The sequence below is a fragment of the Devosia neptuniae genome (genome assembly GCF_025452235.1).
Lineage (GTDB): Bacteria > Pseudomonadota > Alphaproteobacteria > Rhizobiales > Devosiaceae > Devosia.
In genome coordinates this window covers 830,915-847,060 of record NZ_CP104965.1, presented here as the reverse complement: position 1 = coordinate 847,060, position 16,146 = coordinate 830,915, and the positions used below count along the sequence as shown (strand labels likewise).

General features: G+C 63.5%; 15 protein-coding genes. 7 read left to right on the top strand and 8 right to left on the bottom strand.

Annotation, left to right across the window (positions count from 1 at the left end; genetic code table 11):
- Positions 1 to 291: 291 nt before the first annotated feature.
- The 3 genes from gcvA (at position 292) to N8A98_RS06585 (ending at position 2,982) form a co-directional block, all read left to right on the top strand.
- Complete coding sequence (gene gcvA / locus N8A98_RS06595) at positions 292 to 1,308, top strand: transcriptional regulator GcvA (protein ID WP_262170104.1); 1,017 nt, start codon at positions 292 to 294, stop codon at positions 1,306 to 1,308.
- Between the two features lie 13 nt (positions 1,309 to 1,321).
- Entirely contained in the window at positions 1,322 to 1,864 is a 543-nt protein-coding gene (locus N8A98_RS06590) for a flavin reductase family protein (RefSeq protein WP_390888806.1), read from the top strand.
- Positions 1,865 to 1,950: 86 nt separating this feature from the next.
- Positions 1,951 to 2,982, top strand: coding sequence for a MerR family transcriptional regulator (locus N8A98_RS06585; protein ID WP_262170102.1), 1,032 nt, complete (start codon positions 1,951 to 1,953; stop codon positions 2,980 to 2,982).
- Positions 2,983 to 3,156: 174 nt separating this feature from the next.
- Here N8A98_RS06585 and N8A98_RS06580 read toward each other — a convergent pair whose 3' ends face one another.
- The 8 genes from N8A98_RS06580 to N8A98_RS06545 form a co-directional block, all read right to left on the bottom strand.
- Complete coding sequence (locus N8A98_RS06580) at positions 3,157 to 3,669, bottom strand: DUF3597 domain-containing protein (RefSeq protein WP_262170101.1); 513 nt, start codon at positions 3,667 to 3,669, stop codon at positions 3,157 to 3,159.
- Positions 3,670 to 3,757: 88 nt separating this feature from the next.
- Positions 3,758 to 4,726, bottom strand: coding sequence for an acetylxylan esterase (locus tag N8A98_RS06575; protein WP_262170100.1), 969 nt, complete (start codon positions 4,724 to 4,726; stop codon positions 3,758 to 3,760).
- Positions 4,727 to 4,769: 43 nt separating this feature from the next.
- Positions 4,770 to 5,813 carry an ABC transporter ATP-binding protein gene (locus N8A98_RS06570; protein ID WP_262170099.1) on the bottom strand — a complete coding sequence of 348 codons (1,044 nt, stop codon included), beginning with the start codon at positions 5,811 to 5,813 and terminating at the stop codon, positions 4,770 to 4,772.
- 4 nt (positions 5,814 to 5,817) lie between these two features.
- Positions 5,818 to 6,660: a carbohydrate ABC transporter permease gene (locus N8A98_RS06565; RefSeq protein ID WP_113121387.1), complete on the bottom strand. Its 843-nt coding sequence runs from the start codon at positions 6,658 to 6,660 to the stop codon at positions 5,818 to 5,820.
- Positions 6,650 to 7,576, bottom strand: a complete 927-nt coding sequence (locus tag N8A98_RS06560) for a carbohydrate ABC transporter permease (protein ID WP_262170096.1) — start codon at positions 7,574 to 7,576, stop codon at positions 6,650 to 6,652. The genes N8A98_RS06565 and N8A98_RS06560 overlap by 11 nt, the downstream gene beginning before the upstream one ends.
- Before the next feature lie 153 nt (positions 7,577 to 7,729).
- Positions 7,730 to 8,989 (bottom strand): ABC transporter substrate-binding protein, encoded by a 1,260-nt coding sequence (locus N8A98_RS06555; RefSeq protein ID WP_262170095.1) that lies wholly within the window; start codon positions 8,987 to 8,989, stop codon positions 7,730 to 7,732.
- Between the two features lie 29 nt (positions 8,990 to 9,018).
- Positions 9,019 to 10,629, bottom strand: coding sequence for an FAD-dependent oxidoreductase (locus N8A98_RS06550; RefSeq protein WP_262170093.1), 1,611 nt, complete (start codon positions 10,627 to 10,629; stop codon positions 9,019 to 9,021).
- Entirely contained in the window at positions 10,626 to 11,681 is a 1,056-nt protein-coding gene (locus N8A98_RS06545) for a LacI family DNA-binding transcriptional regulator (protein ID WP_262170091.1), read from the bottom strand. The genes N8A98_RS06550 and N8A98_RS06545 overlap by 4 nt, the downstream gene beginning before the upstream one ends.
- A gap of 280 nt (positions 11,682 to 11,961) precedes the next feature.
- On the opposite strand from N8A98_RS06545, the gene N8A98_RS06540 reads away from it, so the two are divergent.
- The 4 genes from N8A98_RS06540 to N8A98_RS06525 all read left to right on the top strand — a co-directional run bounded on the left by N8A98_RS06540 (position 11,962) and on the right by N8A98_RS06525 (position 16,143).
- On the top strand, positions 11,962 to 12,846 hold the full coding sequence (locus tag N8A98_RS06540; RefSeq protein WP_262170090.1) for an AraC family transcriptional regulator: 885 nt from the start codon (positions 11,962 to 11,964) through the stop codon (positions 12,844 to 12,846).
- Positions 12,847 to 12,976: 130 nt separating this feature from the next.
- Positions 12,977 to 14,044, top strand: coding sequence for an ABC transporter substrate-binding protein (locus tag N8A98_RS06535; protein ID WP_262170088.1), 1,068 nt, complete (start codon positions 12,977 to 12,979; stop codon positions 14,042 to 14,044).
- 69 nt (positions 14,045 to 14,113) lie between these two features.
- Entirely contained in the window at positions 14,114 to 14,902 is a 789-nt protein-coding gene (locus N8A98_RS06530; protein WP_262170086.1) for an ATP-binding cassette domain-containing protein, read from the top strand.
- On the top strand, positions 14,899 to 16,143 hold the full coding sequence (locus tag N8A98_RS06525; RefSeq protein ID WP_262170084.1) for a sugar ABC transporter permease: 1,245 nt from the start codon (positions 14,899 to 14,901) through the stop codon (positions 16,141 to 16,143). The genes N8A98_RS06530 and N8A98_RS06525 overlap by 4 nt, the downstream gene beginning before the upstream one ends.
- The last annotated feature ends 3 nt before the right edge of the window (positions 16,144 to 16,146 follow it).

Below are 16,146 nucleotides of genomic sequence, written 5' to 3'. Positions count from 1 at the left end.
GTTTGATCAAGCCAAGCTCGCCGCCCGCCGCGCCGCAGTCCAGAAAGGACTATTATGCGTTGCCGATAGAAATTGTTGTGGTCGCCCTGGCCACCAAAGCGCGGCCCCAAGCCGGACCCGAACTGCCGCAGTCGGCAGCATCTTCAATTCTACTAGATTGATAGACATTCTGAGTTTTTAGGATTGTGTTCTAGCGAACCCCTGCTGGCGGCGAGGAAATTTGTCTGGGTCGCGCTGCATTTGCAAAGCCCGCTCTCGTGCTTGGCCGCGCCTTTGTGGTGCTATGGGTGCATGAACATTGCAGCGCGCCCCCGTGTCCGATCCATGCCGCCAACCCTGGCGCGGCTGCCCCCATTGACCTCGTTGCGGGCCTTTGTCGCCACGGCGCGCCATCTGAGTTTCACCCGCGCGGCCGATGAACTGCATGTCACCTCCGCCGCCATCGGCCAGCAGATCCGCCTATTGGAAGATTATGTCGGCCAGACCCTGTTCCTGCGCAATCGGGGCCAGCTCGAGCTGACCGATACGGGCAAGACGCTGATGCCCGGCCTCACCGATGCATTCGATCGCGTGCTGGATACCATGGCGCGCCTGACCACGGCGGGCGAAGCCGCGCCGATCAGGATTTCGGTGGCGCCCTCTTTTGCCAGCAAATGGCTGGTGCCGCGCCTCGCGGCGCTGCGCCGGCGCGCGCCCGATCTCGAAGTGCTGCTCGATGCCTCGGTCAAGCTGGTCGATCCGTCCCGCGACGACACCGATTGCGTCATCCGCTACGGCTTTGGTGCCTATCCCGGCCTTACGGTCGACAAACTCTTTTCCGAAGCCGTGCTGCCCGTCTGCAGCCCCGCCCTTGCCGAACAGCATGGCCTCTCCCGCGGGCCCCATGCCCTGCTCGGCGTGCCGCTCCTGCACGAAGATGGCCCGGAGCGCGATGCGTCCTGCCCCGATTGGCCATCTTGGCTGCGCGCCCATGGCGTCGACCTGCGCCTGGGGGAGCCGGGAACGCGGTTCAACCAATCTTCCCTGCTGCTCGACGCAGCTCTGGCTGGGCAGGGCGTTGGCCTGGGCAAACTGCGGCTGGTCGAGGCCGATCTGGCCGCCGGGCGGCTGGTCTCGCCCTTCGGCGCGCCCCAGCCGGTGGAGTTCTCCTATTTCTTCGCCGCCGCGCCGCACAAGGCCCGGCTGCCCCATGTGGCGCTGTTCCGCGATTGGCTGCTGGCCGAAGCCGCCGCCACCCGCACTGCAAATCTTCCCCTTCGTGCCCCGCATCTGGCGGCGGTTTCAATCCCGGCAATGGCCGCAGAATAGAGAGGACGTTTCGATGTCGATATTGGATTTCGCCAGCTTTGCGCCACCGCAGCAGCTTGCCGTAGACGTCGGTCAGTTCAAGGACTCCATGCGCCATCTTGCCGGCGCGGTCAGCGTCATCACGGTGGGCCGCGGCGAGGACCGGACCGGTTTCACCGCCACCTCGGTCTCTTCGCTCTCGATCGAGCCGCCCTCGGTGCTGGTCAGCCTCAATCGCAATTCGTCCTCATGGCCGGTGCTGCAGCGCTACGGCACCTTTGCCGTCAACGTGCTGGCGCACGATCAGCAACACATCGCCGACCGCTTCGCCGGCCGCGGCGGGGTGAAGGGAAATGAGCGCTACCAAGGCGCCGATTGGCAGGAATTGGTCACCGGAACATCGGCCCTATCCGATGCGCTGACCGTGCTCGATTGCGAGCTCGACGAAGCCATCGACCGCCATTCCCATTCAATCCTGATCGGCCGCGTCCGCGCCATCACCGTGCGCGGCGAAGCCCAGCCATTGCTCTATTGGCACGGCGCCTACCGCCACCTCACCGGCCCGGTCGGTCACTAGGCGTCGCGGCCCACTCGCTAATCCTATTGACCCGGCCCTTGGGACCGGGCCCAAACAGGTGCGGTCAGCCAATAGCGAGGTGAGTCGTGAGCTCTTCCGCCCAATTTATCAACGCCGCCGCAGCCGCCCGCCGGCTCGGCGTATCAACCAAGGCCCTGCGCCTTTACGAACAACGCGGTCTGCTGGCGCCGGTCCGCACAGCAGCAAATTGGCGCACCTATGGGCCAGCCGAAATGGCCCAGGCCGCTGAAATCGCCGCCTTGCGCTCCCTCGGTCTCAGCCTCACTCAGGTGGCCCAGGTCTTCAATGGCGAGCCCGATTGCCTCGAACCAGCCCTGGCTGCGCACCAGGCCGCGCTCGAAAGCCGCCTGCGCCAGCTTGCCGGCACGGTCGACAAAGTCCGCAATCTCCGGGCTGATCTGGCCCGCGGACAGGCCCCGGCCGCCGGGGAATTGCCGGCTCTATTGCGCCCGGCCAGCCAAATCGAAATCGCCCTCGACCTGCCCTGGCCCTGGGGCGGTGAGCGGTTCGAACTGGCAGCCATCAAGCCGCTCACCTACATCATCGGCCCATTGGGCAGCGGCAAGACGCGGCTGGCTCAAGCCATTGCCGCAACCACGCCCGGCGCGGCTTTTCTCGGGCTGGATCGCCTCATCGCGGGCGAGACGGCCGAAAGCCATCTGGCCAAAGACACAGCTTTGAACGCCAGCGTCGAGCAGGCTCTGGCCTGGCTAACCGAGGATGGGGCCACGCCATCAGCGGCGCTCACCGCGCTCATCGTGGGGCTCGAAATCGAAGGCCCGGTGGTTCTGGTCGTCGACATGGTGGAGCAGGGGCTGGATCAGGCCACGCAGGAAGCGGTGATCGCCCATTTGCGACGCCGTGGACCCGAGGCGCGGCCGCTTTTCCTGATGACCCGCTCCTGCGCCATTCTCGATCTGACTGCAGTGGGTGCGGATGAGGCCATCGTGCTCTGCCCGGCCAATCACAACCCGCCGACCTTGGTCGCGCCGTATCCCGGCGCTGCCGGCTACGAAGCCGTCGCCACGTGCCTGGCCTCGCCGGAAGTACGGGCCCGCACCGAAGGCGTTATCGCCTGGCGGTCCCACGTCGCCTGAAAACGGGCGGGCGTGTCACTTGAGGATGTTTCGGCACTCTCCCAAGCCACCCCTCCATCGTCATTGCCCGGCTTGTCCGGGCAATCCATGTCTCGGCGTGCGCTGTAGCATGGATCACCCGGACAAGCCGGGTGATGACGATGAACGGAGGTAATCGCGCAAGCGGCGAAAAGTCTAATCCAGCAAATCGGCCGGAACCGTGCCGCCATTGGCGGCTAGCTTTTGCAGCACCTGCTTGTGCAGCCAGATATTCATCTTTGCGGAATCGTCGGTGTCGCCACTATAGGCCAGTTCCGCCGCCAGCTTCTTGCGGGCCGATAGGCTGCTGTCGAGGCCCAGCGCTTTCAGCAGGTCCACGATGGATTTGCGCCAGTCGAGCTTCTGCCCGCTCTTGGCCACTGCCGCATCGAGGATTGCCGCCACATCCACATCGCTGGCCGCGGCAGGCGCGACTTTGGGAGCGGCGGGAGCCGGGGCAGCGCTCGGCGCTGCCTGCGCAACCAGGGTGTCGGCTGCCGACGGGGCGGCAGCCGGCTTGGCTGGGGCGCCCGCGACCGAGGCGCCGACCCGATTGGCGGCGGCCAGGCCGATCGACTTGGCCATTTCCGCCGCGGCTGTCGTATTCACCGGCGCTGCGGGCTTGGGGGCGCCAAAGATCTTGGCCTTGATATCGTCGAACAGTCCCATCGTAGTTTCCTCTCCTGGTGTGCGATATGCGCCATGACTATGCCGCGACCGCACCCCAGAAGACAAGGAACTCTGCTTCGCCCGCCCGCTAGACCCCCAGCGCCTCCTGCAACCACGCCAACTGCCGCAATTGCTGATAGGGCCCGCCGCCTTCATGGTCGTTGAATTCGTAATCCACCATGGTCTTGGGCCCGCCATAGGCGGCGTGAGCGGCATAGACCGTCGAGGGTGGGCAGACATTGTCCATCAGCGCGGCCGAAAACAGTGCCGGCGCCCGGGCGCGTTCGGCAAAGCACACGCCATCGAAATAGCGCAGCGTGTCGAATACGGCATCGCTCTTGTCGCGATGGGTCGCAAGGAACCGCGCGATTTCGCCATAGGGGTCGCGCGCGGCAATGCGTACGGCGCGGGGGAAATCGCAGAGGAACGGCACATCGGTCGAGAGCGCCTTGACCCGGGAATCCAGCCCCGCCACTGCCAGAGCCACGCCACCGCCCTGGCTGCCGCCGGTCACCCCAACGCGCTCCGGGTCGATAAACGACAGCGGCAGCAGCGCATCGAGCGCGCGAACCGCGTCGGTGAACAAGCGTCGATAGTAATAATCGGCCGGGTTCAAAATTCCCTTGGTCATCATGCCGGGAATTTGCGGCGTGCTACCGATGGGATCGGGTGTCTCCCCCGGGCTCCAGCCACTGCCCTGGCCGCGCGTATCCATGCGGAAATAGGCAAAGCCGGCCGCTGCATAGTGCAGCAACTCATGGGCAAAGCCGCGCCCACCGCCATAACCCACATATTGCACCACCAGCGGCAGCGGATCGCGCCGCTTGGTCGGCAGCAGCAGCCAGCCACGGATCGGATGCCCGCCAAAGCCGGGAAACGACACGTCATAGGCCTCGATCAGCCGCAGCGGGGAATCAAGCCGCGCCAGCACCGCTTCGCCGCCAAAGCTGCGGGCCTCTTTCAGCGTCCCGGCCCAGAAGGCATCGAAATCGGCAGGCACTTGCACTGCGCTGCGATAGGCATCGAGCGCTGGATGGGTAAGGTCGTTAAATGGCATAGCTAATCCCTGTTTCGTCCCCTCGGACGATAAGGCTTATAGCCTAGTTCAACCGCTTGCCGCTCGCCGCGTCAAAGAGATGCACAGCGTTCAATTGCGGGGCGACGTGGATGGTCGCGCCCGGCGCGGCCCGCAGCCGCTCGCGGAACACCCCAATCACCTGATGTTCGCCAATCGTCATGGTGACCTGGGTTTCCGACCCCATGGGTTCGACCAGCAGCACTTTGGCGGGCAGGCCATCGCTGACCAGCTCGAAATGCTCGGGGCGGATGCCATAAATCGCCTCGCCCGCAATCGGGCCGGGCGGCAGGGGCAGCACGACGCCCCTGGCCGCAAAGCCATCAGGCGTGAGCTGGCCTTCGATAAAATTCATCGACGGCGAGCCGATAAAGCCCGCCACAAACGGATTGGCCGGCCGGTCATAGAGATCAAGCGGCGCGCCGAATTGCTCGACGCGGCCGGCATTCATCACCACGATCTTGTCGGCCATGGTCATGGCCTCGACCTGGTCATGGGTGACGTAAACTGTGGTCACGCCCAGCCGCTGGTGCAGGCCCTTGATCTCCCCGCGCATGACGACGCGCAGCTTGGCGTCGAGATTGCTCAGCGGCTCGTCGAACAGGAAAACCTGCGGATTGCGCACAATGGCGCGGCCCATGGCGACACGCTGACGTTGCCCGCCCGATAGCTGGCGCGGGAACCGCTCCAGCAGCGGCTTGAGCCCCAGAATATCGGCGGCCCAGCTCACCCGCTCGGCAATCTCGGCCTTGCTGCCGCCGCGATGCTCGAGCGAAAACGCCATGTTCTTGGCGACCGTCATATGCGGATAGAGCGCATAATTCTGGAACACCATGGCAATGTCGCGGTCCTTGGGCTCCAGCTCATTGACCACCCGGCCACCGATGGAAATCTCGCCGCCGGTAATGGTCTCAAGCCCCGCAATCATCCGCAGCAGGGTGGATTTACCGCAGCCGGACGGGCCGACCAGCACGACGAATTCGCCATCGGCAATGTCGATATCGACGCCATGAATGGTGGCGACTTCGCCATAGCTCTTCTTGACGGATGAAAGGGTAACGGGTGCCATTGAATTATCCTTTGAGCCCGGTATGAGCCAAGCCCTCGACGAACTGCTTCTGGGCGACGATGAAGACGATGAGGACCGGAATGGCCGTCATGGTCGCGGCGGCGAGCTGGATGTTCCACATCGGCCCGCCATAGGCGTCGGTGAATTGCGTCAGCGCCTGGGGCAGGGTGAATTTGTCGGCGCTCGAGATGAAGACGATCGGCTCGAGATAAAGGTTCCAGCTGCCGAGGAACGTGAAGATGGCGACGGCAGCCAAAGCCGGGCGAGCCAGCGGCAGGGCGATGGTCCAGAAAATCTTGAACCGCCCCAACCCATCGACGCGCGCCGCTTCTTCCAGCTCCACCGGCAGCGAAATGAAGAACTGGCGCATGATGAAAGTGGCAAACACCGCCGGGGCGCCAAAGATCGGCACCAGGATCAGCGGCCAATGCGTATTGATCATGCCCCATTTCAAAAACAGCTGGAACAGCGGCACCAGCGTCACCTCGGACGGGATCAACAGCCCCACCAGCACCACCATGAAAATGGCATTGGCGAAGGGAAACTTGATCCGCGCAAAGGCATAGCCCGCCATCGACGCCACGATCATCGTGCCCACGGTGACGATGGCAGCGATATAGGCCGAATTCCAATATTGCAGCGCGAAAGGCTGAATCTTGAACACGTCCGAATAGGACGAAAAATCAAAGGCGCGCGGCCAGATATCAGGCGGAAAGGCAAAGATCTGGCTGACCGGCTTGACCGATGAAGTGACCATCCACCAGGTCGGAAAGACGAAGGGGATGAGCAGCACGCAAAGCGTCAAATAGGCCAGCGCCTGCGCGCGGGGGCTGAGCTCAGTTTTCATAGAACACGAACTTTCTGCGCAACTGCCACTGAATGAAGGTGAGCGCGCCGACAATGACCAGCAGCACGATGGACAGCGTCGAGCCATAGCCGAACAGGTAAAACTGGAAGGCCTGCTGATAGAGGTAATAGACCAGAACCGTGGTCGAGAAGCCGGGCCCGCCCTGGGTCAGGATCATGATCTGCGCAAATACCTGCAGCGCCCCCACAATGGTCACGATCGACGCCAGCAGAATGGTCGGGCTGATCATTGGCAGGGTGATGCGATAGAATTGCTTGAACCGCGGCACGCCATCGACCCGCGCAGCCTCGAACAGCTCGCGCGGCACGCCCTGCAGCGCCGCCAGAAACAGGATCATGTTGAGCCCGACATTCTTGAGCGCCTGCACGACAATGACCGAGATCATCGCCGTGGTCGGATTGCGCAGCCAATTGGGGCCTTCCACGCCAATCATCTGCAACAGGCCATTAATGCCGCCATTGCTCTGCAGCAGGAAGCTCCAGACAATCGTCCAGGCCACCAGCGACACCACGACCGGCGAAAAGAACAGCGTGCGGAACACTGTCATGAACGCCAGTTTCTGGTTGAGCAGCAGCGCCAGCCCCAGCGCCAGGCTCATATTGAGCAGCGCCAGCCCCGCCGAGAACACGGCGGTCACGCTCATCACTTCGCCAATGGCCGGATCGCTCAGCAGCTTCTCGTAATTGGCCGCGCCGGTGAAGCGGAACGAGCCCGCCAGCACGTTCCATTCATGCAGCGAATACCAGAACACCAGCCCCAGCGGGATCAGCACGAAGATGACGATGCCGATCAGCTGCGGCGCGATGAACAGATATCCGGTGGCCGCATCGCGCCGCGCCATGGTCCAGAACCCGCGCTTGCGCCGCGCCTGCGATGTATCGAGGGCAATGCTCATACCTAACTTCCTTCTCCCTCCCCCTTGTGGGGAGGGCTCAGCTTTTCGCTGGCGAAAAGCAGGGGGTGGGGGTGAGTCACAAACGCAGTGTCTGCGGAACTATACCCCCACCCTTGATCCCTCCCCACAGGGGGAAGGGAGACGAGTGCGTATTTAGTTCGCCGCCAGCAGCGGATTGAGCCGATCGCACAGCGTATTCAGCACGCCGGGGATATCCGCCTCTGGCTGCCACAGCCCATCAAGACCGGCCCGGACCGTCTGCTGCAATTGAGCAAAATTGGGCACCTGCTGCGTGGACTGGCCGGTGGCGACACCGCGGATCACCACGGTCTCGATCTGCTCCTTGGTCAGCAGCGGATTGGCCGCCGAAAGCACGTCGGCGGTCAGCAGGCTCTGCCGGGCCGGCGGGAAGAAACGGGCCAGCTTTGCCACATTGTCCTTGGATGAGAAGAAGGCGAGGAATTCGGCCGCCAGCTCGGGATTTTTGCCATTGGCCAGCACGCCGATACCGGCCCGGCCAACCCAGGCATATTCCCCGATCGGGCCAGAAGGCAGCGGCACCAGGTCCCAATCAAACGCCTTGTCGTCCTTGGGCAGCAAGGAAGCGCGGCTGATCTGGGTCGTGGTCATCGCCGCGTCGCCGGCAAAGAAGTCAGCCGAAACGCCGGGGCCGGGCATGGCCTTTTTCACGAAGATAGCGTCATGGATAAAGGTCATGGCATCAACCATTTCCTGGCTGTTGAACGCGCAGGATTTGGTATCTTCCGACCAGGGATGGGCACCCCATCCGGCATAGATCTCGGCCAGGTTTTCCCAGATCTTGAAGTCGAAATCGCGGACGACCAGACCCTGCTTGCCGGTGGCAGCAACCGTCGCCGCCGTGGCAATGGCATTGTCCCAGGTCCATTCCCCGGCCGCGATCAGCTCGGCCGGGGTCTTGGCGCCTGCCGCCTTGACCATGTCATTGTTGACGAACACGCCAAACGGCGAGGTCGAGAACGGATAAAGATATTGCACCCCATCGCGCGACCAGGCGGTCAGTGTGGCGGGCGGGAAGTCGGCAATGTCATAGCCTTCGGTCTTGGCGAAAGTGTCGGTCAGCGGATAGAGCGCGCCGGCCGCCATGAAATCGGGCGCCGTCGTGTCGAACAGCCAGGCCAGGTCGGGCGGATTGCCGCCGGCAATCTGGGTGGTCAGCGTCGTCACATAGCCTTCGAATGCGAGGGAATCATAGGTGACGGTAACGCCGGGATGGCTGGCCTCGAATTCGTCGGCGATCTCGTTGAACAAGGCCAGATGAGCCTCATTGGCACTCCAGATCGCCATCCGCAATTCCTGCGACAGGGCCGGGGCGACCAGCCCCGTCGTCACCGCCAGAGCGGCCAATGTGGTTTTCAGCATAGTCCTGCGCATAAAAGATCCTCCCTGATTATGCGTATTAGCTAATAGCCGGAAATATCGGGCCAACGGCGTTCCACGCCCTGGTGCTCGATATGGCTTTGGAATTCGGCCAGCCGCTTGTCGTCTTGCTGCACGCCATGCGGGGTCTGGCCGGTGTCAAGGCAATGCGCCGCCAGCATTCCCGCCACTTCGCCGATGTTCCACTCCACCGGGTGCAGCCGGTAGCAGCCATTGGTGATGTGGGTGGTGCCGATATTCTTGGACGCCGCCAGCAGATTGGTCATGCGGCGCGGAATGAGCGAGCCCAGCGGAATTTCGAACGGGCAGGCGCCCACATCGATGTAATTGTCGCCACCGGTCGAGGGATGCAGGTCGATGCGGTACATGCCCACCCCGATGCTGTCGCGATAATGCACCGCCCCACGATCGCCGCGCACGGCAAGCGACAAATCCTGCTCCAGCACGGTGGTCACGGCCCGGATACGGCGGCTTTCGCGAATATAGGGCGCCATGGCCAGGCCATGTTCGGTGCCGGTAATGTCGCCGCGCAGCCGCAGGCCGGGGAAGCCCTGGCCGCCATCGGGGCGAGGGGCCTCGGTCTGCATCCAATAGAACATGGAATAGGACAGGCTCGCCGCATCGGCCAGCCGCTGGGCATATTGCTCGGGCGTCACATCGATGATTGGGGCTTCGAAATAGTCGATCATCGGCCAGTTCACGAGGCAGATGTCGCTGGCATAGGCGCCGGGCTGGAAATTGTGCCGCGCGGCAATGCGGCGGAAAATCCAGAGGCTCATGTCGCCTGCGCTGGCGCGCTGGTCGGCCACTTCGCGGGTGGCATTGTCGACCGGATTGGGATCGAAAAACCGCCGGCTGCGCTCCAGCGTGCGCGGATTGGGCGAGTCCCAGCTGAGCAGCGGTCCGCCCCAGAATGCGGGCGCCACCTGCCGCCAGTGATCGTAACGCGCCGGCTTGTCGATGACATGGTTGCCATCCACATGGTCGACGGCAAAGCAGATCGAAACGGCCTGCTGATTATGCGGTTGCGCTTCGGCCGGCGCACTGGGTTCGCCGGTTTCGGACTGCGCCTCAAAGCCGGTGACATATTCCGTCGCGGTCAACGGCAGCAGGTCGCCCAATTCGGTCGCATCGATGACATAGCGCGCCGAACAGGTCACCGTGCGGCCGGTGTCGCGATGGCGCAGGGTAACCGCCCGCACCACGTCGCCGTCCACGTCGGCGGCAATGGGCACATAGGGCTTCAAAATCGTCAGCTTGCCGCCCGCCGCATAGGGCGCCAGCATGGCTTCCATCACCGCCAGCGACACTCTCGGCTCGTGGCACAGGCGCGAGACATTGCCGTCGCCCGGATTGAGTGTCAGATCGGCCCGCGCGGCTTCGCTCAGCGGATAATGGTCGCGATAATATTGCCGCACGCCGGTGCGCAGGGCGCGATAGCTGGCGGTGATGCCGAATTGCTCGACCCAGGTATGCTCGTCCGGCGGCACGGCCTGGCTGGTCAGCTGGCCCCCGATCCAGTCGAACTCCTCGCTGAGGATGACACTGCGCCCATTGCGCAAGGCGCCCAAAGCTGCCGCCACGCCGCCAAGCCCGCCGCCGACCACCAGGATATCCGCGTTGTATTCTGTCACTTCAAACTGTCTTTCTTTGCATTGGGAGGAGCGAGCGTTTCGCCCGCCACGATTTCGCAGGTCAGCAGCACTTGCGGCACCTGGCTGGGGTCGAGCAGGGTCTGCACCAGCATGGCGGCCGCCTGCCTGCCCATTTCCTCGCGGGGAATGGCGTAGCAGGTGAAGGCGCGGTGCAGCCGCAGGGTGTGGGTGCGCGTGCCGCTGCCCAGCACCACGATGGAAAGATCGCTCGGGATTTTGACGCCTTGTGCCCGGGCGTAATTGTCGAAGGCCACGGCTTCCAGCACTTCGGCAAAAAACACGACCGTTGCGCCGCTGGCGCGAACCTCGGCCAATTGCCGTGCCGGGTCGCCATTCTCGATGGCATCGACATGGACCAGCTCGGCCCTGCCCTTGATTGCACTCTGGAAGCCATGCCAGCGGTCGGCGATGGATTCGGCCGGACCCGTCGTGCCGATAAAGGCAAACTGCCGGTGCCCCTTGGCCAGCGCCTGGTCGACCAGGGTCTTGGTCGCGGCAATATAGTCGGCGCCGACATAGCGCACCGGCCCGCCGGCATCATCGCGCCGGCCCACGGCGACATAAGGATAATCCCCGGCAACCAGCTGAGCCAGTTCATCGCGATCGAACTGGCTGCCCAGGATCAGGCAGCCATCGGCCAGCCGCAGCCGCCCACTCTCGCCGAAAATGCGCTTGCGGCCGCTATTGTCGCGCGCCGAAGCGGTCATCAGCAGCAGATCATAGCCCAGGCTTTCGGCGGCTTCCTCGATCCCCATCAGGAACGGAGTATAAAAGTCGGCCTGCGCAATCGGGAAAGCGGGCTCATAGGTAAAGACGCCCAGAATGCGGTTGGCGCCCTTGACCATGCTGCGCGCAATCGGATCGGCGACATAGCCGGTATCGCGAATGGCCTTGAGCACGCGTTCGCGCGTTTCGGGCGGAATACGGCCCTGCGCGGACTTGGCTTCGTTGAGCACGAGCGACACCGTTGCCTGGCTGACGCCGGCCAATTGGGCAATGTCTCTCTGGGTCAACCGCCGCGATGCGGACACATCCATCTCCTCAATCCGCTAATTCGTATTAGCTGTTGGTGTTACGCATTAGCAGTTTTGATTTTGCAGTGTCAAGAGGCTCGCCAACGGTACCGGAATACGGCCTGACCCACCATCATGGGGCAGTTTGGCAGCCATAAAGGTCAAAAAAGTATCGGTGAGACGCCTGCTCTGTGGTGGCGGCGGCGACCTTGCGGGCCTAAGCTCCCAATATGCAGAGAACCGGGCAAACCGGCCTGCTAGCGGCGTTGCTTCTTTTGGCAGGCCAGGGGAGAGACGGATGGAACCTGATCTCGAAGTCGTCCAGATCCGGCGCGGCGAGTCCTTCAAGGCCTGGTCGCACGGCTATCCATTTCACACCGTCCGCTGGCATTTTCATCCCGAATATGAGCTGCATCACGTCGTGGCCACCCGTGGCCGCTATTTCGTCGGCGACTTCATCGGCGAATTCGAGCCGGGCAATCTGGTGCTGACCGGTCCCAACCTGCCGCATAACTGGGTCAGCGAATTGCCCGATGGCGCCAGTGTTCCGCTGCGCTGCCGCATCGTGCAATTTTCCGAAGATTTCATCGGCAATACGATCAAGGTCTTGCCCGAGCTCGGCGCCTTCGAGCGGGTGCTCGAGCGCAGCCGGCACGGGGCTCTTTTCTCCCCGCAAACCGCCGCCGAAATCGCCCCGGCTCTCGAAGAGCTGATCGAGGCCCAGGGCGTGCGGCGCATCGAATTGTTCATCGGCGTCATGGGCGCCCTGAGCCGGGCCAGCGATATCAGGACTTTGGCCAGCTCCCGCTATCTGCCCGACCCCTCCGGCTATATGTCGGTGGGCATCAACAAGGTTCTGGCCCATATCGGGGGCCATCTCACCGAGCCATTCAACGAAAGCGATCTGGCCGCCATTGCCGGGCAAAGCGCCAGCGCCTTCTCGCGCAGCTTCCGCCGCCATACCGGCATGGCGCTGGTGCAATATGTCAATCGGCTGCGCATTAACCTGGCCTGCCAGCTCCTGATGAGCGACGAGGCCATGCCCATCATCGAGATCTGCTACGCGGTGGGCTTCAACAATCTGTCCAATTTCAACCGCCAGTTCCTGACGCAAAAGGGCATGCCGCCCTCCCGCTTCCGGACCTTGCTGGCGGCCAATGCAAGAGCGGCCGAAGCCGCCTGATCACCGGAGGACCAAGGGAGGAAGAACCATATTGCCGAACGACCAGACGCGGGCGCGCTCTAACCGCCCCGCGATAGCAAACACGTGTCTCAAAAATCCGCAGCCCAAGGCTGCAAATGGAGGAAACCACATGACCAAATTCGCATGGAAACGCAGCGCAGCGGCATCCGCCCTGTTTCTGCTCGGCAGCACGGCGGCCTTCGCCCAGGCCGCCGATATCGCCAATGCCACTGTCGCCTTCCTGATGCCCGACCAGGCCTCGACCCGCTACGAGGAACACGATTCCCCCGGCTTCATCGCCGAGATGAAAAAGCTCTGCGAAACCTGCAAGGTCATCTATCAAAACGCCGATGCCGACGCGACCAAACAGCAGCAGCAGTTCAATTCGGTGATCACCCAGGGCGCCAAGGTCATCGTGCTCGACCCCGTCGACTCCGCCGCCGCCGCCTCGCTCGTCTCGCTGGCCCAAAGCCAGGGCGTCAAGGTCATCGCCTATGATCGACCCATCCCCGATGCCAAGGCCGACTTCTATGTCTCGTTCAACAACGAAGGCATTGGCAAAGCGATCGCTGAATCGCTTGTTGCGCATCTCAAAGCTAACAGTGTGTTACCCGATAGCGGCGGAATCCTGCAGATTAACGGCTCCCCGACCGATGCCGCAGCCGGCCTGATCAAGGACGGCATTCATGCTGGTCTGGCTGAAAGCGGCTACAAAACCCTGGCCGAATTCGACACTCCGGACTGGGCTCCGCCCAAGGCCCAGCAATGGGCCAGTGGCCAGATCACCCGCTTCGGCAGCCAGATCGTCGGCGTCGTCGCGGCCAATGACGGCACTGGCGGCGGCGCTATCGCGGCCTTCAAAGCGGCCGGCGTCGACCCCGTTCCCCCGGTCACCGGCAATGACGCCACCATCGCCGCCCTGCAGCTGATTATCGCGGGCGATCAATACAATACCATCTCCAAACCCAGCGAAATCGTCGCCGCCGCCGCCGCCAATGTCGCGGTGCAATTGCTCAAGGGCGAGACGCCAAAGGCCGAAATGAGCCTTTACGACACGCCCTCCCAGCTCTTCACCCCGGCCGTGGTCACTGCCGAGAACCTGAAGGCCGAGATCATCGACAAGAATATCGTGGCGGCCGACCTGCTCTGCGTCGATCGCTATGTCGAGGGTTGCAAAGCCCTTGGGATCATTCAGTAATCACCCCGTCCGGCCCTCATCCCGGGGGGCCGGGCGGATCGACTTTCGGCTCCCCATTGAGGCCCAGCCATGACAGATATTTCCCAGGCGCCGGTGCTCAGCCTGCGCGGCATTTCCAAGAATTTCGGCGCCGTATCCGCCCTTACCGATATCGACCTCGATGTGAATGCCGGCGAGGTCGTGGCCCTGGTGGGCGACAATGGCGCGGGCAAATCCACCTTGGTCAAAATCCTCTCCGGCGTACACGCCCCGAGCTCGGGAACCATCAGTTTCGGCGGCAAGGAGGTGAGCCTGCCCAATCCCGCCGCGGCTTTGTCGCTGGGCATCGCCACCGTGTTTCAGGATCTGGCGCTCTGCGAAAATCTCGACGTCGTCGCCAATATTTTCCTCGGCAAGGAGATCAACCCGCTCCAGCTCGACGAAGTGGCCATGGAAATCCGCGCCTGGAAGCTGCTCAACGAACTTTCCGCGCGCATCCCCAGCGTTCGCGAAGCCGTGGCGTCCCTTTCGGGCGGCCAGCGCCAGACCGTCGCCATCGCCCGCTCGCTGCTGCTCGACCCCAAGCTCATCCTGCTCGACGAACCCACCGCCGCCCTGGGCGTGGCCCAGACGGCCGAAGTGCTCAACCTCATCGAACGCGTACGCGATCGGGGACTGGGCGTTGTCATGATCAGCCATAATATGGAAGACGTCCGCGCCGTCGCCGACCGCATCGTCGTGCTGCGGCTGGGCCGCAATAGCGGTGTCTTCTACCCCGATGCCTCCAATGCGGACCTGGTGGGCGCCATCACCGGCGCCTCCGACAATTCCGTATCCCGCCGCGCAGGCCGACGCACTAACGAGGAGGCACGGCCATGACCGGCACGGAAAACCCCACCCCGCTCGATCGCGCCGACATCCGGGTCAGGCATGATGAAGGCGCCAGCGGCGCTATCCGCGCCTTTTGGGATCGGGTGCGCAGCGGCGATCTCGGTGCGCTGCCGGTAGTGGTGGGCCTCATCGTCATCTGGACGGTCTTCACCGCGCTCAACCCGGTCTTCCTGTCGAGCGCGAACCTGGTCAATCTGCTCTTTGATTCCTCCACTGTCGGCGTCATCGCGCTGGGCGTAGTGCTGATGCTGATGGTGGGCGAAATCGATCTGTCCATCGGCTCGGTCAGCGGCTTTTCCTCGGCTTTGCTCGGTGTGCTTTGGGTCAATCAAGGCTGGCCCGTGGCCCTCGCCATTCTCGCCGCCATCGTCGTCGGCGGGCTGATTGGCCTGCTCTATGCCCAACTCTACAACCGCTTCGGTATGCCCAGTTTCGTCGCCACTCTGGCGGGCCTGCTCGCCGTGCTGGGCCTCCAGCTTTACCTGCTCGGCGGTACGGGCTCGATCAATCTGCCCTATGGCTCCCCGCTGGTGAATTTCGGCCAATTGCTGACCATGCCGGCCTGGGCCTCCTATGCCCTGGCGGCATTGCCCGGCCTCGCCATGCTGATCACCGGCTATCGCACGGCCGCCCGGCGCCGGGCTGCGGGGCTCTCCGCCCACTCACTCACCGGCGTCATCCTGCGCGCCGCCGTGGTCACCATCGGGCTCGAACTGGCCGTGGCCTATCTCAACCAGGCGCGTGGCGTGCCATGGATGTTCGGGCTGTTCGTCGTGCTGGTCGTGGGCATGAATTATGCGCTGACCCGCACCCAATGGGGCCGCTCCATGACCGCCGTTGGCGGCAATCGCGAAGCCGCCCGCCGCGCCGGCATCAACGTCAAGGCGATCTATACGAGCGCCTTTGTGTTCTGCGCCATGTTCGCCTCCCTGGGCGGCATTCTGGCCGCCTCCCGGCTCGCCTCCGCCAGCCAGCAGGCGGGCACGGGCGACGTCAATCTCAACGCCATCGCCGCAGCGGTGATCGGTGGCACCAGCCTCTTCGGCGGCCGGGGCAGCGCCTATTCGGCCCTGCTGGGTGTCATCGTCATCCAGTCCATCGCCAGCGGGCTGACCCTGCTCGATCTCAGCTCCTCGCTGCGCTACATGATCACCGGCGGCGTCCTTGCCATCGCGGTTATCGTCGACTCCCTGGCCCGCCGTTCGCGCGCCTCCCATGGCCGCGCCTGAGCG